Source organism: Streptomyces venezuelae (assembly GCF_008642335.1).
In the GTDB taxonomy this organism is placed as follows: domain Bacteria; phylum Actinomycetota; class Actinomycetes; order Streptomycetales; family Streptomycetaceae; genus Streptomyces; species Streptomyces venezuelae_F.
The window spans coordinates 3,226,553-3,242,658 of sequence record NZ_CP029191.1; the positions used below are offsets into that span (position 1 = coordinate 3,226,553).

16 protein-coding genes and 1 tRNA gene are annotated in these 16,106 nt (G+C 68.6%); 12 read left to right on the forward strand and 5 right to left on the reverse strand.

Annotation, left to right across the window (positions count from 1 at the left end; all coding sequences use genetic code 11):
- Genes DEJ49_RS14375 through DEJ49_RS14395 form a run of 4 tightly spaced genes read left to right on the forward strand, consistent with a single transcriptional unit; the run spans position 1 to position 3,880 of the window.
- Positions 1 to 1,257: an enoyl-CoA hydratase/isomerase family protein gene (locus DEJ49_RS14375; protein ID WP_150184482.1), complete on the forward strand. Its 1,257-nt coding sequence runs from the start codon at positions 1 to 3 to the stop codon at positions 1,255 to 1,257.
- Between the two features lie 35 nt (positions 1,258 to 1,292).
- Positions 1,293 to 2,210: a hypothetical protein gene (locus DEJ49_RS35945; RefSeq protein ID WP_190329351.1), complete on the forward strand. Its 918-nt coding sequence runs from the start codon at positions 1,293 to 1,295 to the stop codon at positions 2,208 to 2,210.
- A 29-nt stretch (positions 2,211 to 2,239) separates the two neighbouring features.
- Entirely contained in the window at positions 2,240 to 2,935 is a 696-nt protein-coding gene (locus DEJ49_RS14390; RefSeq protein WP_150184484.1) for a hypothetical protein, read from the forward strand.
- 54 nt (positions 2,936 to 2,989) lie between these two features.
- Positions 2,990 to 3,880, forward strand: coding sequence for a hypothetical protein (locus tag DEJ49_RS14395; RefSeq protein ID WP_150184485.1), 891 nt, complete (start codon positions 2,990 to 2,992; stop codon positions 3,878 to 3,880).
- Between the two features lie 23 nt (positions 3,881 to 3,903).
- Here the strand turns inward: DEJ49_RS14395 and DEJ49_RS14400 are convergent, their stop codons facing one another.
- Positions 3,904 to 4,341 carry an ATP-binding protein gene (locus tag DEJ49_RS14400; protein WP_150184486.1) on the reverse strand — a complete coding sequence of 146 codons (438 nt, stop codon included), beginning with the start codon at positions 4,339 to 4,341 and terminating at the stop codon, positions 3,904 to 3,906.
- A gap of 194 nt (positions 4,342 to 4,535) precedes the next feature.
- Here DEJ49_RS14400 and DEJ49_RS14405 point away from each other — a divergent pair, with 194 nt between their 5' ends.
- The 5 genes from DEJ49_RS14405 (at position 4,536) to DEJ49_RS14425 (ending at position 8,652) form a co-directional block, all read left to right on the forward strand.
- On the forward strand, positions 4,536 to 5,381 hold the full coding sequence (locus DEJ49_RS14405; protein ID WP_150184487.1) for a helix-turn-helix domain-containing protein: 846 nt from the start codon (positions 4,536 to 4,538) through the stop codon (positions 5,379 to 5,381).
- 11 nt (positions 5,382 to 5,392) lie between these two features.
- A complete protein-coding gene (locus DEJ49_RS14410; RefSeq protein WP_150184488.1) occupies positions 5,393 to 5,590 on the forward strand; it encodes a DUF397 domain-containing protein in 198 nt (65 codons plus the stop codon).
- A gap of 142 nt (positions 5,591 to 5,732) precedes the next feature.
- Positions 5,733 to 5,984: a DUF397 domain-containing protein gene (locus tag DEJ49_RS14415; protein WP_150184489.1), complete on the forward strand. Its 252-nt coding sequence runs from the start codon at positions 5,733 to 5,735 to the stop codon at positions 5,982 to 5,984.
- A 216-nt stretch (positions 5,985 to 6,200) separates the two neighbouring features.
- Complete coding sequence (locus DEJ49_RS14420) at positions 6,201 to 7,421, forward strand: acetyl-CoA C-acetyltransferase (protein WP_150184490.1); 1,221 nt, start codon at positions 6,201 to 6,203, stop codon at positions 7,419 to 7,421.
- Positions 7,422 to 7,686: 265 nt separating this feature from the next.
- Positions 7,687 to 8,652 carry a hypothetical protein gene (locus tag DEJ49_RS14425; protein ID WP_190329352.1) on the forward strand — a complete coding sequence of 322 codons (966 nt, stop codon included), beginning with the start codon at positions 7,687 to 7,689 and terminating at the stop codon, positions 8,650 to 8,652.
- A gap of 19 nt (positions 8,653 to 8,671) precedes the next feature.
- Here DEJ49_RS14425 and DEJ49_RS14430 read toward each other — a convergent pair whose 3' ends face one another.
- Positions 8,672 to 8,983, reverse strand: coding sequence for a hypothetical protein (locus tag DEJ49_RS14430; RefSeq protein WP_150184491.1), 312 nt, complete (start codon positions 8,981 to 8,983; stop codon positions 8,672 to 8,674).
- 102 nt (positions 8,984 to 9,085) lie between these two features.
- Here DEJ49_RS14430 and DEJ49_RS14435 point away from each other — a divergent pair, with 102 nt between their 5' ends.
- Entirely contained in the window at positions 9,086 to 9,316 is a 231-nt protein-coding gene (locus DEJ49_RS14435) for a DUF4287 domain-containing protein (protein WP_150168774.1), read from the forward strand.
- Between the two features lie 83 nt (positions 9,317 to 9,399).
- On the opposite strand, the gene DEJ49_RS14440 is transcribed toward DEJ49_RS14435, so the two are convergent.
- Together DEJ49_RS14440 and DEJ49_RS14445 are read right to left on the reverse strand one after the other, a co-directional pair.
- Positions 9,400 to 10,332 carry a Bax inhibitor-1/YccA family membrane protein gene (locus tag DEJ49_RS14440; RefSeq protein ID WP_150184492.1) on the reverse strand — a complete coding sequence of 311 codons (933 nt, stop codon included), beginning with the start codon at positions 10,330 to 10,332 and terminating at the stop codon, positions 9,400 to 9,402.
- A 215-nt stretch (positions 10,333 to 10,547) separates the two neighbouring features.
- A tRNA-Leu gene (locus DEJ49_RS14445) sits at positions 10,548 to 10,630 on the reverse strand.
- Positions 10,631 to 11,064: 434 nt separating this feature from the next.
- Here DEJ49_RS14445 and DEJ49_RS14450 point away from each other — a divergent pair.
- Both DEJ49_RS14450 and DEJ49_RS14455 read left to right on the forward strand, forming a co-directional pair.
- Entirely contained in the window at positions 11,065 to 11,835 is a 771-nt protein-coding gene (locus DEJ49_RS14450) for an ABC transporter ATP-binding protein (protein ID WP_150184493.1), read from the forward strand.
- Between the two features lie 159 nt (positions 11,836 to 11,994).
- Complete coding sequence (locus DEJ49_RS14455; protein WP_150184494.1) at positions 11,995 to 14,514, forward strand: ABC transporter permease; 2,520 nt, start codon at positions 11,995 to 11,997, stop codon at positions 14,512 to 14,514.
- 160 nt (positions 14,515 to 14,674) lie between these two features.
- Here DEJ49_RS14455 and DEJ49_RS14460 read toward each other — a convergent pair whose 3' ends face one another.
- Positions 14,675 to 15,970: an SAM-dependent methyltransferase gene (locus DEJ49_RS14460; RefSeq protein ID WP_150184495.1), complete on the reverse strand. Its 1,296-nt coding sequence runs from the start codon at positions 15,968 to 15,970 to the stop codon at positions 14,675 to 14,677.
- Positions 15,971 to 16,106: the final 136 nt, after the last annotated feature.

Consider the following 16,106-nt stretch of genomic DNA (forward strand, 5'->3'; position numbering starts at 1 on the left):
GTGAGCAGCACCAAGCGCCCCGCGCTCCCGAACATAGGCTGGGACCCCACCCCCGGCAACGTCGAGGACACCCGAGACCTGGCGAAGAAGCTCGGCGGACTCGCGGGCGAACTGGGCAACGCAGTCCGGGACTTGGAACGCATCGAGTGCGGCGCCTGGAAGGGCAAGGCGGCGCTCGCGTTCACCGAGTACATCGGCGAGGACGTCACCCCGCTCATTCGCAAGAGCCACGAATCCTTCGACAAGGCGTCGCGCGCGCTGCACCGCTGGGCCAAGGAGCTCAAGGAGTTCCAGGACGAGACCGACCGGCTCGAGAAGAAGGCCGGGGAAAAACTCGACGCCCGCTCGGAGGCGAAGCCCGACAGCAAGGAGAGCGCGAAGACTTCGGGGGACGTCGACGAGGTCATCGGCCAGGTCCACGACCTGGAGGACCGCTTCGCCAAGGCGGCCGGGGCGATCAGCAAGGAACTCGACAAGGCGAGCGACATCGCCCCGGACGAGCCGGGCTTCTGGGACAAACTCACCAAGGGAGTCAAGGACGCCTGGGACGCGACGGGCAAGTGGCTCAAGGACCATGCCGACCTGATCAAACTCATCGGCGACCTCCTGAGCGACCTGACGGCGGTCCTGGCCCTCCTGGCCATCGTCACGCTTCCGTTCCCTCCGCTCGCGGCGGTCTTCGGTACGGCCGCTCTCCTCACGAGCGGGCTCGCTCTGGCGGCGCATGGGGTCGCCAAGGCGGCGGGAGCTGATGTGAGTTGGATGCAGGTGGGGCTGGTTGCCGTGGGGTTGTTGCCCGGTATCGGGATGCTCGGCAAAGCGACCAAGGTGGCGGGCAGGACCAGGGGGGTGACCCTGGCGGCCAAACTCGGCGAAGGTTTCAAGGCGACCAGCGTCGGCAACGGGCGCATCCTGCTGGCGTTCGGAGAGCACTCGGCGGATCTCACCAAAGGCTTCGGCATCGGTGGTCTGGTGAAGCTGGGCGGCAAGTCCACTGATGTGTACGAGGTCGCCCACGCAGGCGGCGGTTTACTGAACCGCATGGGTGGTCTCGCGGCCGGTGGCTATCACGAAGGTCAGTGGCTCGGTTCCCGGGCGCTCAACCTGATTCCAGGGGTGCACATCAACCCTGCGGGTGCGGGCATCGCGATGGACGCCGGAGCCAAAATCTTTCCCAAGATCACAAGCATTCACCAGCATGTGGGAGAAGCCCTGTTCCCGGGTGACCAGTTCGAGAAGTCGGCCTCGGGCGGCTGAGTTCCTGGCTTTCGCCACGTAGGAGATGCACGCATATGGACATCTGGCTCACCGACCCGGACGAGAAGTTCCTCGCCCGTGGTCCTGTCACATTCGCCACCGGCGCAGCCATGCGCGTGAAAGGCAAACGCTGGTTCCGTGACACCGAGCGGAACGACATCCAGGGGGAGCTCCCGGGCTGGCCCGAGCGGCCGGTCGACACACTGAATTCCCTGAGCGGCTCACTCGCGCGGAAAGCAGGAAAGGGCGCCGTTCTCGGCCTTGGTGTCGCCGTCATGGCTGCTCTCAGTGCCGCCGGCGGCAATATCAGCAGCGGCTCCGGCCCCGGTTCCGGTTCCGACACGCCGGACGACCCCGCCGACGAGGTCGAGGACTTCCCCGTCATGTGGGCCGCTCCGGGCGCGTTGGCCCGCACGTTGCCCTGGCAACTGGACCCAGGGCGCTCGGACAACAAGCGTTACCGCACACATGCGATCGTGACCGACCACCGTTTGGTCATCGTGGGCTTTCCCTATGACAAGAAGGACGAGTCGCGGATCGAGGACGAGGTCCTCTGGCAGGCCCCACGGTCCGCGATCGACACGGTCGAGCGCCGCGACTTCAAATCCGGAAACGATCTGCGGATTGTGTTCACGGACGGCTCTTGGTGCAGGCTTCGCTCCCTCTCCCGGCGCAGTCTCACCTGGCCTTTGATTGAGCCCCGGGAGTACATCCCCCTGGAATCGCTCACGCCGCCCCAACGGGCCGCCGTTGAAGCATTCGCCGCCGCCAGACACCCGGACGTCGAACCTCCACTGGTCACGCGAAACGCCTGCGGCTGTTACCGGGTTCTCGTGATGGACCAGCTCACGGTCGACGCGGACTTCGGCACCACCGAGTGGGAGATGACCATGGACGCCGACGGCGCGGAGGTCGAGCCGGTGGCGTACCACCCAGAAGACTTCGCCGACTGATTCACCCGCACCCGACCAGGACAGCCCCCATGACTTCCCCCACCATCAGCCATGACCCCCCGCCCCTATGGTTCCTCGTCCCGGAGGGCTTCTTCGCCCTTCCCGTGGCCGCCACCCCGGCAGAACGCGCCGAGCACTCCAAGTCCTTCGTACGACAGCTCTACTCCCGAGGCGACGACAGCATCTGGGAGCCCGCCGCCCCCTACTACGCGGCGATGGCCGAGCTCATGGCGGACAGCGGCGTCTCGTATTCGGCGATGGGCCTGTTCTCCACGGCGGACGAGGGAGAGAACGGGGGCACGGCCCGGCATGAACCCGCCGACGGCGTCGCCCAGTGCGCCCTGACCGTGGCGGCCGTCCCGACCGACCAGGTCGACGTGGACACCGACGTCGTCGCCCAAGGCATCCTCGCTGCCCTGTCCAGCGACCCCTACAACGACGCCCGCTGGCTCGACCTGCCCTGCGGCCCCTCGGTGTCGTCCATCACGCTGAAGAAGTACACGCTCACCCCGGAAGTGACAGCTGATGGCGAGCCGACGGATCTCCTCACCGGCCAGATCCAGGTCCATGTCCCCTTCCCCACAGGGCCGTTCACCGCGATCTTCACGCTCCACACCGCGTCCACGGACTACTGGACCGAGTTCTGCAACATCATGTCGGCGATCCTCCAGACGGTCTCCTTCACCGAACCTGACGGGAGCGAAAACGAAGACGTTTCCCGATGACGCAGATGAAGGACGACACAGTGTCCGAGACCCGCAGAAGGAAGCGACGCACTGATGGACTGGTACCCGAACTCCGATGAGCAGCTTCTCCTGCGCACGTCGGTCAGGTTCGCCACCGGCCTGGCACCGGCCGTCTCGGGCTCACGCTGGTTCCGCGACCTCGAACGTCGTGACGTGCAGGATGAGTTGCCCGGCTGGCCACCAGGACCGACGTACCAGCTGCGGTCCGCCGGGGACAAAGCGGCCCGTCGTACCGGTCGCGCTCTGCTGGTCGGCATCCCGCTGGTCGCGAACCTCATCGCGAACCTCGGAGGAGCCGCGGGCACTCCGCTGGGAGACGTTCCGGGTCGGGGCAAGCCGGACGAGCCCGAGAACGAGGTGCACGACTTCCCCGTCATGTGGGCCGCGCCCGGCAGCCTCGCCAGGACCGTCCCCTGGCAGCTCGACCCCGGACGGCGCCCCGAGGACTGTGTGACCGATCTGGTCCTGACGGACCGCCGTCTGCTCTTCCTCGCAACCCGTAAGGGGAGCCTGGAGAAGGCCGAGACCCTCGGCGAGTTCGCACGCGACACCATCGCCGAGGTCCGTCGCATGAAGTTCAGCGAGATCAACGCGGATGTACGCGTCACATTCACTGACGGCTCCTGGGTGAGGTTGTCCGTCGGCAACCCGGACAACGCCGAGAGGCTCGAGCAGGTGCTCGGCGGCACCGTCCGCATGCTCGCGGAGAGCGAGTTGTCCGAGGGACAGCTCGACCGGGTGGCACGGTTCAAGGCCGACCTTCCGAAGACGGCCCACCCGCCGACGTACAGCCGTCTACGCAGTGGCGTCACGCTGGTCGAGTCGCGTATCCCGGTGAAAGCCGGGTCGGGACTCTTCGAGACCCACTCGATCCTGATGGACGACTCGGGACAGCCCGCAGAACCGGCCCCGGGCGACCTGTGAGGCAGCGGTTCCCCGGACTGCGGCTACGAACTCGGCGTGACCTCCGCCCACAGCAGCTTTCCCGCGTCCCCCGTCCCCATGGCGTACGACCCCCATCTGTCCGCGCACGCCCGCACGATGTGCAGGCCCCGACCGTTCTCCGCCGTCTCGGGCGGCCCGCTGTCGGCGCCGCCGGCGGCCTTCCCGAAGCCGGGTGGGATCTGCGGGTTGGAGTCCCACACGGCCACGCGGATCCCCTCCGGGGAGGAGGAGCGGAGGCGTAGGGCGTACGGGCCGTCCGTGTGGCAGTGCGCGTTGTTCAGGAGCTCCCCCGCCAGGAGCTCCGCGGTGGGGGTCAGGTCCCCCAGTCCGTACGTTTCCAGGACCGCGCGGAGGGTGGCGCGGCCGACCCCCGGGGCGCAGGGATCGTGCGGGAGTTGGAGGGTGTACGCCCAGGGCGGCGATACGGTTGCATTCCGCATGAAAGTCTCCGTGGGGAGTGGGTAGTTGCCAGGTGGGCCGCCCAGTGACGTTGCCGCTCCTTCGGCGGGGTCTTCTGCGCGGTGAGGCCACTCATAAGGTAGCCGCGTCGAGTTAAGGTGTTAACCGAAAGCCGATAAAGCCCTACACAACCACTCATGTGAGTGACGGGACATGAGGAGAGGCGAACGCGCCCGTGAGAAGCAGTCCGACGGGACGTCAACTCCGGCTGGGCAACGAGCTGCGCAAGCTCCGTGAACGCGCCGGCCTGACTTCGACCGAGGCCGGGAAGCTCCTCGGCGTCAAGCAGAACCAGATCAGCAACATAGAGTCCGGGCGACTCGGCGTGAGCTCGGCGCGAGTGCGCGCGCTGGCCTGCCATTACGACTGCTCCGACAAACCCCTCGTCGACGCCCTGTCCGGCATGACCGGTGAACGTGCGCGCGGGTGGTGGGAGGACTACCGCGAAATCCTGTCCGCAGGACTGCTGGACCTCGCCGAGATCGAACACCACGCCACATCGCTGCGCACCGCGGTGACGGTTCACATCCCGGGCTTGTTCCAGACCCCGGACTACGCCCGCGAGATCTTCCGTCAGAGCGTTCCCGAGCTGTCGCCACCGGACATCGAGCACCGGATCTCGTACCGCATCAAGCGGCAGGCCGTGCTCTTCCGGGAGCCGCCGACACCCCATCAGGCAATCGTCCACGAGGCCGCCCTGCGGATGCGGTTCGGCGGCACCGCCGTGACCCGCGCGCAGCTCAAGCACCTCATCGACATGAGCGAGCGGCAGCACATCGCCGTCCACGTCATCCCGTTCACCGCCGGAACGTTCCCGGGCTCGGGCCAGTCGATCTACTACTCCGCAGGCCCCGTGCCCCAGCTCGACACGGTCAACCTCGACCAGTCGCACGGCCCGGTGTTCCTGGACGCCGAAGCCCAACTCGACAAGTACCGCGTCCTTCTCGACCGCATGGAAGCCACAGCGCTCTCACCCACGAAGTCACGCGAATTCATCCACCACATCGTCCAGGACCTGTGAAGGAACCCCCGATGCCCGAGCTCACCTGGCAGAAGTCCTCCCACTGCCAAGAAGGCAACTCCTGCGTACACATCGCCACCGACCCCACGGGAACCATCCATCTGACCGAAAGCAGCGACCCCACCGCAGCGATACTCCGCACCACCCCCACGGCCTTCGCCGCGCTGCTCCGTACCACGCAGCGGCGCGCGGACGCCGAGACGGCCTGAGGGGACGTGGAGGTATGTGCGCCCGGAGCACGGTGAGCCGCGCTCCGGGAGGTTCGGACCGGGGCCCCGCTCCGGGATGGCGAGGACGTACATACCTCCGCGGCCCCGCCCCACAGACGAAGAGAAGGCGCAGACCCCAGCGATGAACGAGACACCCCGCATCCCCACCGACCTCGATTGGACCCGCGCCGCCCCGGAGGACGAACAGGGCCCGGGGCCCTGGATCGAGATCGCCTTCGGCGCGGACGACGACGCGGTCTACCTCCGTGAGACCAGCGATCCGGACAACGTCGTCACGACCACCCGCAAGAAGTGGGACGCGTTCGTACTCGGCGTACAGGCGGGCGAGTTCGACCACTTCGTGGAAGGAGTGGAGGGGGTGGAGGGGTCCTGACCACCTCGTTGCCTGCGGCCCGTGGGGGCTTGTCGCGCAGTTCCCCGCGCCCCTGGGCAGGCCACGCGGGCGACCCACCAACCGCACCGCCCCGCCCCGCGGCCTGAGCGCTCGCTTAGAAATGCGGTCGGAGTCACACACCCCACCCGATGACCGACAGCAATACGTGCAGGTAACTTCCCAGTGAGTCCATCCCCTTCGCCACTGGAGCCCCTGATGCCCGAAGCCGTGATCGTCTCCGCCACCCGATCCCCGATCGGCCGCGCCTTCAAGGGCTCCCTGAAGGAGCTGCGGCCGGACGACCTGACCGCGACCATCATCGAGGCCGCCCTCGCCAAGGTCCCCGAGCTGGACCCGAAGGACATCGACGACCTGATGCTGGGCTGCGGTCTGCCCGGCGGCGAGCAGGGGCACAACCTCGGCCGCATCGTCGCCGTACAGATGGGCATGGACCACCTCCCGGGCTGCACCATCACCCGGTACTGCTCCTCGTCCCTCCAGACGTCCCGCATGGCCCTGCACGCCATCAAGGCCGGCGAGGGCGACGTCTTCATCTCCGCCGGTGTGGAGATGGTGTCCCGGAGCGTGAAGGGAACCAGTGACGGGCTTCCCGACACCCATAACCCCCTCTTCGCCGATGCCGAGGCCCGTACCGAGGCCGTGGCCAAGACCGAGGGCTCCACGTGGCACGACCCGCGTGAGGACGGGCTGATCCCGGACGCGTACATCGCGATGGGGCAGACCGCCGAGAACCTCGCCCGTCTCAAGGGCGTCACCCGTCAGGACATGGACGAGTTCGGCGTCCGCTCCCAGAACCTCGCCGAGGAAGCCATCAAGAACGGCTTCTGGGAGCGCGAGATCACCCCCGTCACCACCCCGGACGGAACCGTCGTCAGCAAGGACGACGGGCCGCGCGCCGGGGTCACCCTGGAGGGCGTCCAGGGCCTCAAGCCCGTCTTCCGCCCCGACGGCCTCGTCACCGCCGGCAACTGCTGCCCCCTCAACGACGGCGCCGCCGCCCTCGTGATCATGAGCGACACGAAGGCCCGCGAGCTCGGCCTGACCCCGCTCGCCCGCATCGTCTCCACCGGCGTCACCGGCCTCTCCCCCGAGATCATGGGCCTGGGCCCGGTCGAGGCGAGCAAGCAGGCGCTCCAGCGTGCCGGCCTGACCATCGACGACATCGACCTGGTCGAGATCAACGAGGCGTTCGCCGCGCAGGTCATCCCCAGCTACCGCGACCTGGGCATCGACATCGACAAGCTGAACGTCAACGGCGGCGGCATCGCCGTCGGCCACCCCTTCGGCATGACCGGCGCCCGCATCACCGGCACGCTCATCAATTCCCTCCAGTTCCACGACAAGCAGTTCGGTCTGGAGACGATGTGCGTCGGCGGCGGCCAGGGCATGGCGATGGTTATCGAACGCCTCAGCTAATAGCGTCCGGTAACAGCCCAGAACCGCTGACACACAGTTCCCTCTGCTGACCCTCCGTCCCTGCATCACTTCGTGACCCAATCTCCCCCAGGATGTGACCTATCTCCTGGGGGAGAGGGATATGACCAGCTCAGGGCACATCCAGGATTAAACCTCGGGCCCTAAGTCCTGTCCCATTCGTGACGTAATGCACTGACAGGTGGATCGTGCAGGCTTCAAGCTGATGTAGGAAGTCGGGGGTCGACTTGAAACCGGGAGTACGTCAGTGAGCGCCTTGCCTCTTGCCCTGCTGCTCTCCACGGCCGCTGCCACGGCCGTGGGCGTCGCTGCCCTGCACGCCGTGCACGGCCTGCGCAAGCAGCTCGCCGAGATCACAGCCCTGCACACCGAGCTCGCCGCCAGAGCCGAAGCCGCGGAAGCCGCAGAAGCCGACAGCCGTGCCACGAGTGGCCCGCACCCCACGGTGCCGGGCGCCCGCGCCACGGTGGACACCGACGAGATACGCGCGGCCGTGTCCGAGGCGCTCGCCGAGGAGCGTGAGCGCGAGCTCGCCGAGGCCCGCGCGTTCTGGGCCGCCCAGGAGGCCCGTGAGGGCGCCGACGGGTCCTCGATGCTCGGCGGGCTGCCCGGCGGACTGCCCGGACTGCATGACGGCATCGGCCTGCCCGACGGCATCGGTCTGCCCGACGGCATCGCGGATGAGCTGTTCCTGCCCCGGCAGGCCGACTTCGCGGGCCTGGAGGCCGACAGCCTGGAGCCGGTGACCGAGCCGTTCGCCGAGTCGGCGGGCACCGACGAGTTCGCCGGCGACTCCCCGGAGCTGGCCGCCGCGCGCCGCAGGCACCCCTCGCACCCGGACTTCGTGCCGGTGCAGACCCCGGCTCCCGAAGGCCACGGCGACCTCGGTGACCGAGGCGACCACAGCGACCGCGGTGACCACGAGCGCACCGTCGCGTGTCTGGAGGAGCTGGCCGACGCCCGCACCGCCCTCGCCGACGTCCGTCCGGGGCCGCTGGGCACGCTGGACGTGTACGTCTTCGCGGACGGCACGACGCTGTGCATGACGCCCGGACACCGCGAGACCGCGGAGCTGCTCGCGACCGCCCTGCGCGAGGGCCGCACCCCGTTCCTGCTCGGCGGCTCCGGCATCTCCGGTGCGTACGCCCTGACGTTCGAGTGCGGCACCGAGAACATCTACATCCTCGCCGACCGCGTCATCGCCTCGGTCTGAGCGACGCGCGGAGGCGGCCCTAGACCCCGGCCCGCTTCTGCGCCTCCTCCACGAGTTCCAGCGCCCGCGCGAGCTCCTCGGGGTCCGTCAGGACGAGGGCGAGATCGCGCCCCGCGACGGTGATCTGGTCGGCCGCGGCGAACATCCCCGCGTCCGGCATCTCCCGCGGCTGCGCCTCCGGTTCCTCGATGCGCTGGGCGCGGGCCGCCAACTCCCTGGCCAGAGCGAGCGCTTCGGTTGCCGCCCCCCGCTGCAGGCGGCTCTGCGGGGCGGCCCGCAGGCGGTCGGCGAATTGGTCCACTGCGGCTGTCAAAGGCGTCGTATCGAGCACGCAGCGACCTTATGCGCCCTACCGGGACTGTTGCCAACGCCCCGGCGCTCAGGCACGGTGGCGGAAAGGACGGAACACATCGCGACGCGTCCGGAGGCGCCGATGTCCCAAGTCTTCTCCGAGGAGACCCACCGCAACCTGCTCGCCCGAATCCCCCACTGCACCGGTCGTGAAGTCTCCGACTGGCTGCGCGCCGTGGATGAAGGACCCTCTCTCTTCCGCTTCGAGGAAAAAGTCAGCTGGCTCCGCTCCGAACACAATCTCGCGTACGGGCACGCGAAGGCGATCATCCACGAGTACGACCTCAGGCGGGCCGCCCGCAAACTCCTCTGACCCCCACCCGCACGGGACACAGCACACGGCAAAGGGCCCGCGGACCGGAGACCGGTCCGCGGGCCCTTCTGCGACTATGCGACCTAGTCGTTGCCCGAGAAGATCGCGATCAGGCGCAGGAACTCCATGTAGATCCAGACGAGCGTCATCGTCAGACCGAACGCGGCGAGCCACGCCTCTTCCTTCGGCGCTCCGTACGCGATGCCGTCCTCGACCTGCTTGAAGTCCAGGGCCAGGAAGCACGCGCCGAGCAGGATGCCGACGATGCCGAAGACGATGCCGAGGCCACCGCTGCGGAAGCCGAGGCCGTCACCGCCGCCGAAGACCATGAACAGCAGGTTCACGGCGGTCAGCAGCAGGAAGCCCATCGCCGCGGCCATCACGAAGCCGTAGAAGCGACGGTTGACGCGGATCCAGCCCGCCTTGTACGCCACGAGGACGCCGATGAAGACGGCCATCGTGCCGAGCACGGCCTGCATGGCCGCGCCGCTGGCGATGCGGTTGTCGACCACGCTGGAGACGACGCCGAGGAAGACACCTTCCAGCGCGGCGTACGTCAGGATCAGCGCGGGCGAGGCCTTGCGCTTGAAGGCCTGGACGAGGCCCAGGACCATCGCGACGAGACCGGCGCCGATCGCGATGCCGTACGACTTGCTGATGTTGGCGTCGTCGACCGGCAGCAGCGCCCAGGCGAGCGCGGCCGTCACCACGAGGGTGCCGAGCGTGGTCGCGGTACGCATGACGACGTCGTCCATCGTCATGCGGCCCGCGGTGGTCACGGGCGCCTGGGGCGCTCCGTGCTGCAGGTCCTGCTGCGCGTACGGATTCGTGGCGTAGGGGTTGCCCGCGGGGGCCTGCTGGCCTCCGGCGTACGGATTGCCCTGCGCGTACGGGTTGCCCTGCTGGGTCTGGGTCGCGCCCGCGGGTCCCCCGGCCTGCGGCTGCTGGCCGAAGCCGGCGAAGCCGTTGTCGCGGCTGAACCCCCGTCGCGAGAAGACCGGGTTACTGCTCCTCATTTCACTCCTCCATGGCCACCGTGTGTGGCTTTGCCTCAAGAGTAATGCGTAGGCAAAGGGATGAGCCTAGTGCTTGGGGAGGATCTTTCCCTCACTGTGATGGAGAACGCGCACGAAGGGGCCACTGTTCCCGGATCGTGGCCGTTGCGCCGCGCGGGTGACCCCGGAGAGCGACGAGAGGTCGACGGTGAGGCACGGCGGGTGTGCGGCGGATGTGCCCGGAGCCGGACTCGAACCGGCACGCCCCCGAGGGGCAGCGAGGTTTAAGCTCGCCGTGTCTGCATTCCACCATCCGGGCAGGCCATGGGCTCCGCGTCGAGGCTTCGACCCTATCGGGAGGCATCCCCCGAACAGCGGAAGGGCAGCCCGATGTTGTCTTATTTTATTGACGTCTGAGGGTGCATCAGGACCTGACACGGTCCGTTGGTACATGCCGGAGGCCTTGTCGCGGGCCCGGCCGGTCCCGCGGCGCTGTGCACGGAATGACGGAATTTAGCCGCCCGGACGGTCCCGGTCCCGCTTTCACCCCGCTTCTCCGCCTTCTCCGCCTTCTCCCTCTCGCTCGCCTCCTCCCGGACTCAGGGATACGTGTCATCCCCAGGTATGACAGGCCGACCTCAAGTCCGACTGGAGAGGGCCCCGGGAACCGGAACAGCGGCTGACTACATGACGGTGATCGGACAGGACGATGGAATACGTCCCCACTCGTCGTCCCGACAGGAGCACCGTCCCGTGACCACCACCCCCTTCGCCACCCGCGCCACCGCTGTGGCAGCGCGCGCCACGGACCTGTCCAAGGTGTACGGACAGGGCGAGACCCAGGTGGTCGCCCTGGACCACGTCTCCGTCGACTTCGGGCAGGGCGAGTTCACCGCGATCATGGGTCCCTCGGGCTCCGGCAAGTCGACGCTGATGCACTGCGTCGCGGGCCTGGACAGCTTCAGCTCCGGCTCCGTGCGCATCGGCGAAACGGAACTGTCCACGCTCAAGGACAAGCAGCTCACCAAGCTCCGCCGGGACAAGATCGGCTTCATCTTCCAGGCGTTCAACCTGCTGCCGACGCTGACGGCGCTGGAGAACATCACGCTGCCGATGGACATCGCGGGCCGCAAGCCGGACAAGCGGTGGCTGGAGCAGGTCATCGAGATGGTCGGCCTCTCCGGGCGGCTCAGCCACCGGCCCACCGAGCTCTCCGGCGGCCAGCAGCAGCGCGTGGCCGTGGCCCGTGCGCTGGCCTCCCAGCCGGAGATCATCTTCGGTGACGAGCCGACCGGAAACCTCGACTCGCGCTCCGGCGCGGAGGTCCTCGGCTTCCTCCGCAACTCCGTGCGGGACCTCGGGCAGACGGTCGTGATGGTCACGCACGACCCGGTGGCGGCGTCGTACGCGGACCGCGTGATCTTCCTGGCGGACGGGCGGGTCGTCGACGAGATGCACCGGCCGACGGCGGACGGCGTCCTCGACCGGATGAAGCACTTCGACGCGAAGGGCCGAACGAGCTAGTGGCCGCTCGGCCTCGGGCGGTTCCTCCCTACCGCCGTCGGGGCCGGGCATGTCTCGGGGCCGCGGGCCCGCTGTGGCTTGTCGCGCAGTTCCCCGCGCCCCTGATCAGGCCCCTTCGGGGCTCTTCTCCCGCCTTCACCTCACCCAGGACTCACACCCATGTTCCGTACCGCACTGCGCAACGTGCTGGCGCACAAAGCGCGGCTGTTGATGACCGTGCTCGCCGTCATGCTCGGCGTCGCGTTCGTCTCCGGCACCCTCGTCTTCACCGACACCTTCGGCAACGCCTACAAGAACAAGTCAGCGAAGAGCTTCGACCACGTCTCCGTCGCCATCCAGCCCGACGGCGGCTCCTCCTCCGAGGACGGCGAGTCCAAGGGGCCCGCGCGCCTCACCGACGGCCTCCTGAGGAAGGCCGCGGCGCTGCCCGGCGCCGAGTCCGCGATCGGCTCGGTCAACGGCTTCACCGCGCTCGCCGACAAGGACGGCAAGCTGGTGGGCGGCGAGTGGGGCACCACCGGCTCCAACTTCTACCCGGGCAAGGACGGCAAGGACCCCCGGTACGCGTTCACGAAGGGCGCCGCCCCGAAGTCCGCCGCCGACATCGCCCTGGACTCCCGCACCGCGGAGCGCACCGGCTTCAAGGTCGGCGACACCGTCCGCTACTCCACCGACGGCCCCGTCCGCACCGCGAAGGTCTCCGGCATCTTCAACACCGACGACGGCAGCGTCGTCGCGGGCGGCAGCCTCGTCGTCCTCGACAACAAGACCGCGCTGAAGGCGCTGAACAAGTCCGAGTACGACGAGATCGACGTCAAGGCCGCCGCGGGCACCTCCGAGTCGGCGCTCAAGAGCTCCGTCGAGAAGATCCTGCCGAAGGACACGGACGCCGTCACCGGCGGTCAGCTCTCGGACGACCAGGAGCGGATGATCGAGCGGCAGACCAGCTCCATGAGCCAGGTCCTGCTGATCTTCGCCGGCATCGCGCTGTTCGTCGGCATCTTCATCATCGCCAACACCTTCACCATGCTGGTCGCCCAGCGCACCAAGGAGCTCGCGCTGATGCGCGCCGTCGGCGCCTCGCGCCGCCAGGTGACGCGGTCCGTCCTCGTCGAGGCGTTCCTCGTCGGCCTGGTCGCCGCCGTGGCCGGGTTCGGGCTGGGTCTCGGTGTCTCCGTGGGCCTGGAGGCCCTGATGAACTCCGGCGGCGCCTCGCTGCCCGACGGTCCCCTCGTCATCGCCCCGACGACCATCGTCGTGGCGCTCCTGATCGGCGTGGTCGTGACCATGCTGGCCGCCTGGCTGCCGGGCCGCCGCGCCGCGAAGATCCCGCCGGTCGCCGCGATGAACAGCGTCCACGCGACGCCCACGACGCGCGGTCTGGTCGTCCGCAACACCATCGGCTCGCTCATCGTGGCGTTCGGCATGGTCCTGCTGTTCATGGACGACAACTACGTGATGGCGGGCGGCGCGGGCATCATCCTCGTCGGCGTCATCGTCCTCACCCCGCTGCTGTCCCGGCCGTTCATCGCCGCCTCCGCGCCGCTCCTGAAGCCGTTCGGCGTCACCGGCAAGCTGTCGCGGCTCAACTCGGTGCGCAACCCGCGCCGTACGGCGTCCACCGCCTCGGCCCTGATGATCGGCCTCACCCTCATCACCGGCATGACGGTCATCGCGGTGTCCATGGGCAGCGCCATCAACAAGATGGCCGCGGGCTCCATGAAGGCCGACTACAGCGTCTCCATGGCGAACTTCCAGGAGCTCACCCCCGAGGTCCGCGAGAAGATCGACAAGCTCCCCGAGGTCGAGGCGAGCTCCCCGCTGCGCACCGCGTACGGCGAGGCGGACGGCAGCTACTCGGTCATCAACGGCGTCGACCCGAAGGCGTTCGGCAAGCTGGTCGGCCTCGACTTCACCAGCGGCTCGGTGGCCGACCTGAAGGCGGGCACCGCGCTGGTCGACACGGACACGGCGAAGGACAAGGGCCTCAAGGCCGGCGACACGTTCCCGCTGAAGTTCGACGAGGACGGCAAGACGGTCCGGCTGAAGGTCGCGGGTGTCTACGAGGGCAACGAGATGCTCAACGGCCTCTTCGCCCCGACCTCCGTCGTCGACCCGCACCTGACCAAGCTCGTCGACAAGCAGGTCCTGGTGAAGATGAAGGGCGGCGCCTCGGACCGCGCCGAGAACGCCATCGTCGACGCGCTGGGCGACAACCCGGCCATCACCGTCCAGGACAAGGAAGACGTCAGCAACGCGGTCGCGGGCAGCATCAACATGATCCTGAACATGCTGTACGGCCTCCTCGCGATGGCCGTCCTGATCGCGGTGCTCGGCGTCATCAACACGCTGGCCATGTCGGTGTTCGAGCGCAAGCACGAGATCGGCATGCTGCGGGCCATCGGCCTGGACCGCGCGAAGGTCAAGCAGATGGTGCGCCTGGAGTCGGTCGTGATCTCGCTGTTCGGCGCGGTGCTCGGCATCGGCCTCGGCCTCTTCATGGGCTGGGCCGTGGGCGGCAGCATCGCCGAGAAGGTCACCACGTACTCGATGGAGATCCCGGTCGGCCGGATCGCGATCTTCCTGGCGATCGCCGCGGTGGTCGGCGTGATGGCGGCGGTGTGGCCGGCGCGGAGCGCGGCGCGTCTGAACCCGCTGATGGCCATCAAGAGCGAGTAGCTGCGCGGGCTTGAGCGGTTACGTGAGTGGGCCCTGGACGTCGACGCGTCCAGGGCCCACTCACATGCCGTCCCGGGGGCTCCGCCCCCGCATCGCCGCTGCGCGGCTCGTCCTCAAGCGCCGGACGGGCTGGTGCTCACCCGGCGGGCTGGATCTCGGCTTACCGCCAGTCCCTCGCCCTCAACGGCATCCCCGATGCCCCGTTCTCCGGCGTCTTCACCGCCAGGACCTGGTTCACGCCGATGCGGTTGCGTTCGAAGGCGAGGGCGGAGGCCGCCATGTAGAGCCGCCAGATGCGGGCCCGGCCGGGTGAGGTGAGGCGCTGGCCCTCCGCCCAGTGCGCCTCCAGGTTCGCGACCCAGCGGCGCAGCGTGAGGGCGTAGTGCTCGCGGATGGCCTCGACGTCGCGGACCTCGAACCCGGCCCGCTCCAGGAGGCCGACCGTGGTACCCAGGGGCGCGAGCTCCCCGTCCGGGAAGACGTACGCGTCGATGAACTCGTCGACGGAGTAGGCCGATTCGTCGGCCTGCGGGCGCCGCGCGATCTGATGGTTCAGGAGCCGTCCGCCGGGCCGCAGGAGGGCGTGGAGGTCGTGCGCGTACTCCAAGTAGCGTTCGGCGCCGACGTGTTCGGCCATGCCGATGGAGCTGATGGCGTCATACGGTCCGTCACGTACGTCGCGGTAGTCCTGGACGCGGATCTCGATCCGGTCCGTCAGGCCCTCCTCGGCGATCCGCTTCCTGGCGTAGGCGGCCTGCTCCTGGGAGAGGGTGACGCCGACGACGCTCACGCCGTGCTCGCGCGCCGCGTGGACCGCCATGGAGCCCCAGCCGCAGCCGACGTCGAGCAGGCGCATGCCGGGCTTGAGGGCGAGCTTGCGGGAGATGAGTTCGAGCTTGTCGCGCTGGGCGTCCTCCAGGGTGCCGTCGGGCGACTCCCAGTAGGCGCACGAGTAGACCATCGACGGGCCGAGGACCAGCTCGTAGAAGTCGTTGCCGACGTCGTAGTGGTGGCTGATGGCGCGGCGGTCGCTGCCCTTGGTGTGGAGGTGGAGGCGGCCGGGTCTGCGCATCTCCTCCGGGGGCGGCGCGGGCGGCAGGAAGGGCGCGGAGAGAGCGACGAGGGAACGGGCCGCGGCGCGGAACTCCGGGTCGCGCAGGGACTGCCGCAGGCTCGCGGAGCTGTCGGCGCGCTCCCAGATGAACTCCGCCATGGCGTCGAGCGCTTCGTAGAGGTCCCCGTCGACGTCCAGGTCACCGGCCACCCAGGCGCGCGCGAGGCCCAGCTCCCCCGGCTTCCACAGGAGGTGGCGCAGGGCGCGGCGGCGGCGCACGACGAGGGCGGGGGTGTTCGGCGGGCCTGCCTCCGACCCGTCCCAGGCGCGGATACGGACCGGTAGCGGGGCTCCCATGAGCTGCTCGGCGAGGGTCTTGAGCCGCTGTGCGGCGTCCTGCATGGCGCACACCTCCGTGGATGGGTCCAACACCCACGTAAACACCAAAGGGGGCCGTGCGCAGTCCCGTTGCCGCGTCATGGAACGGCAAAATAGATGGAGATGACATCTATATCGTGCGGGTACGCCGAAGGGGGCC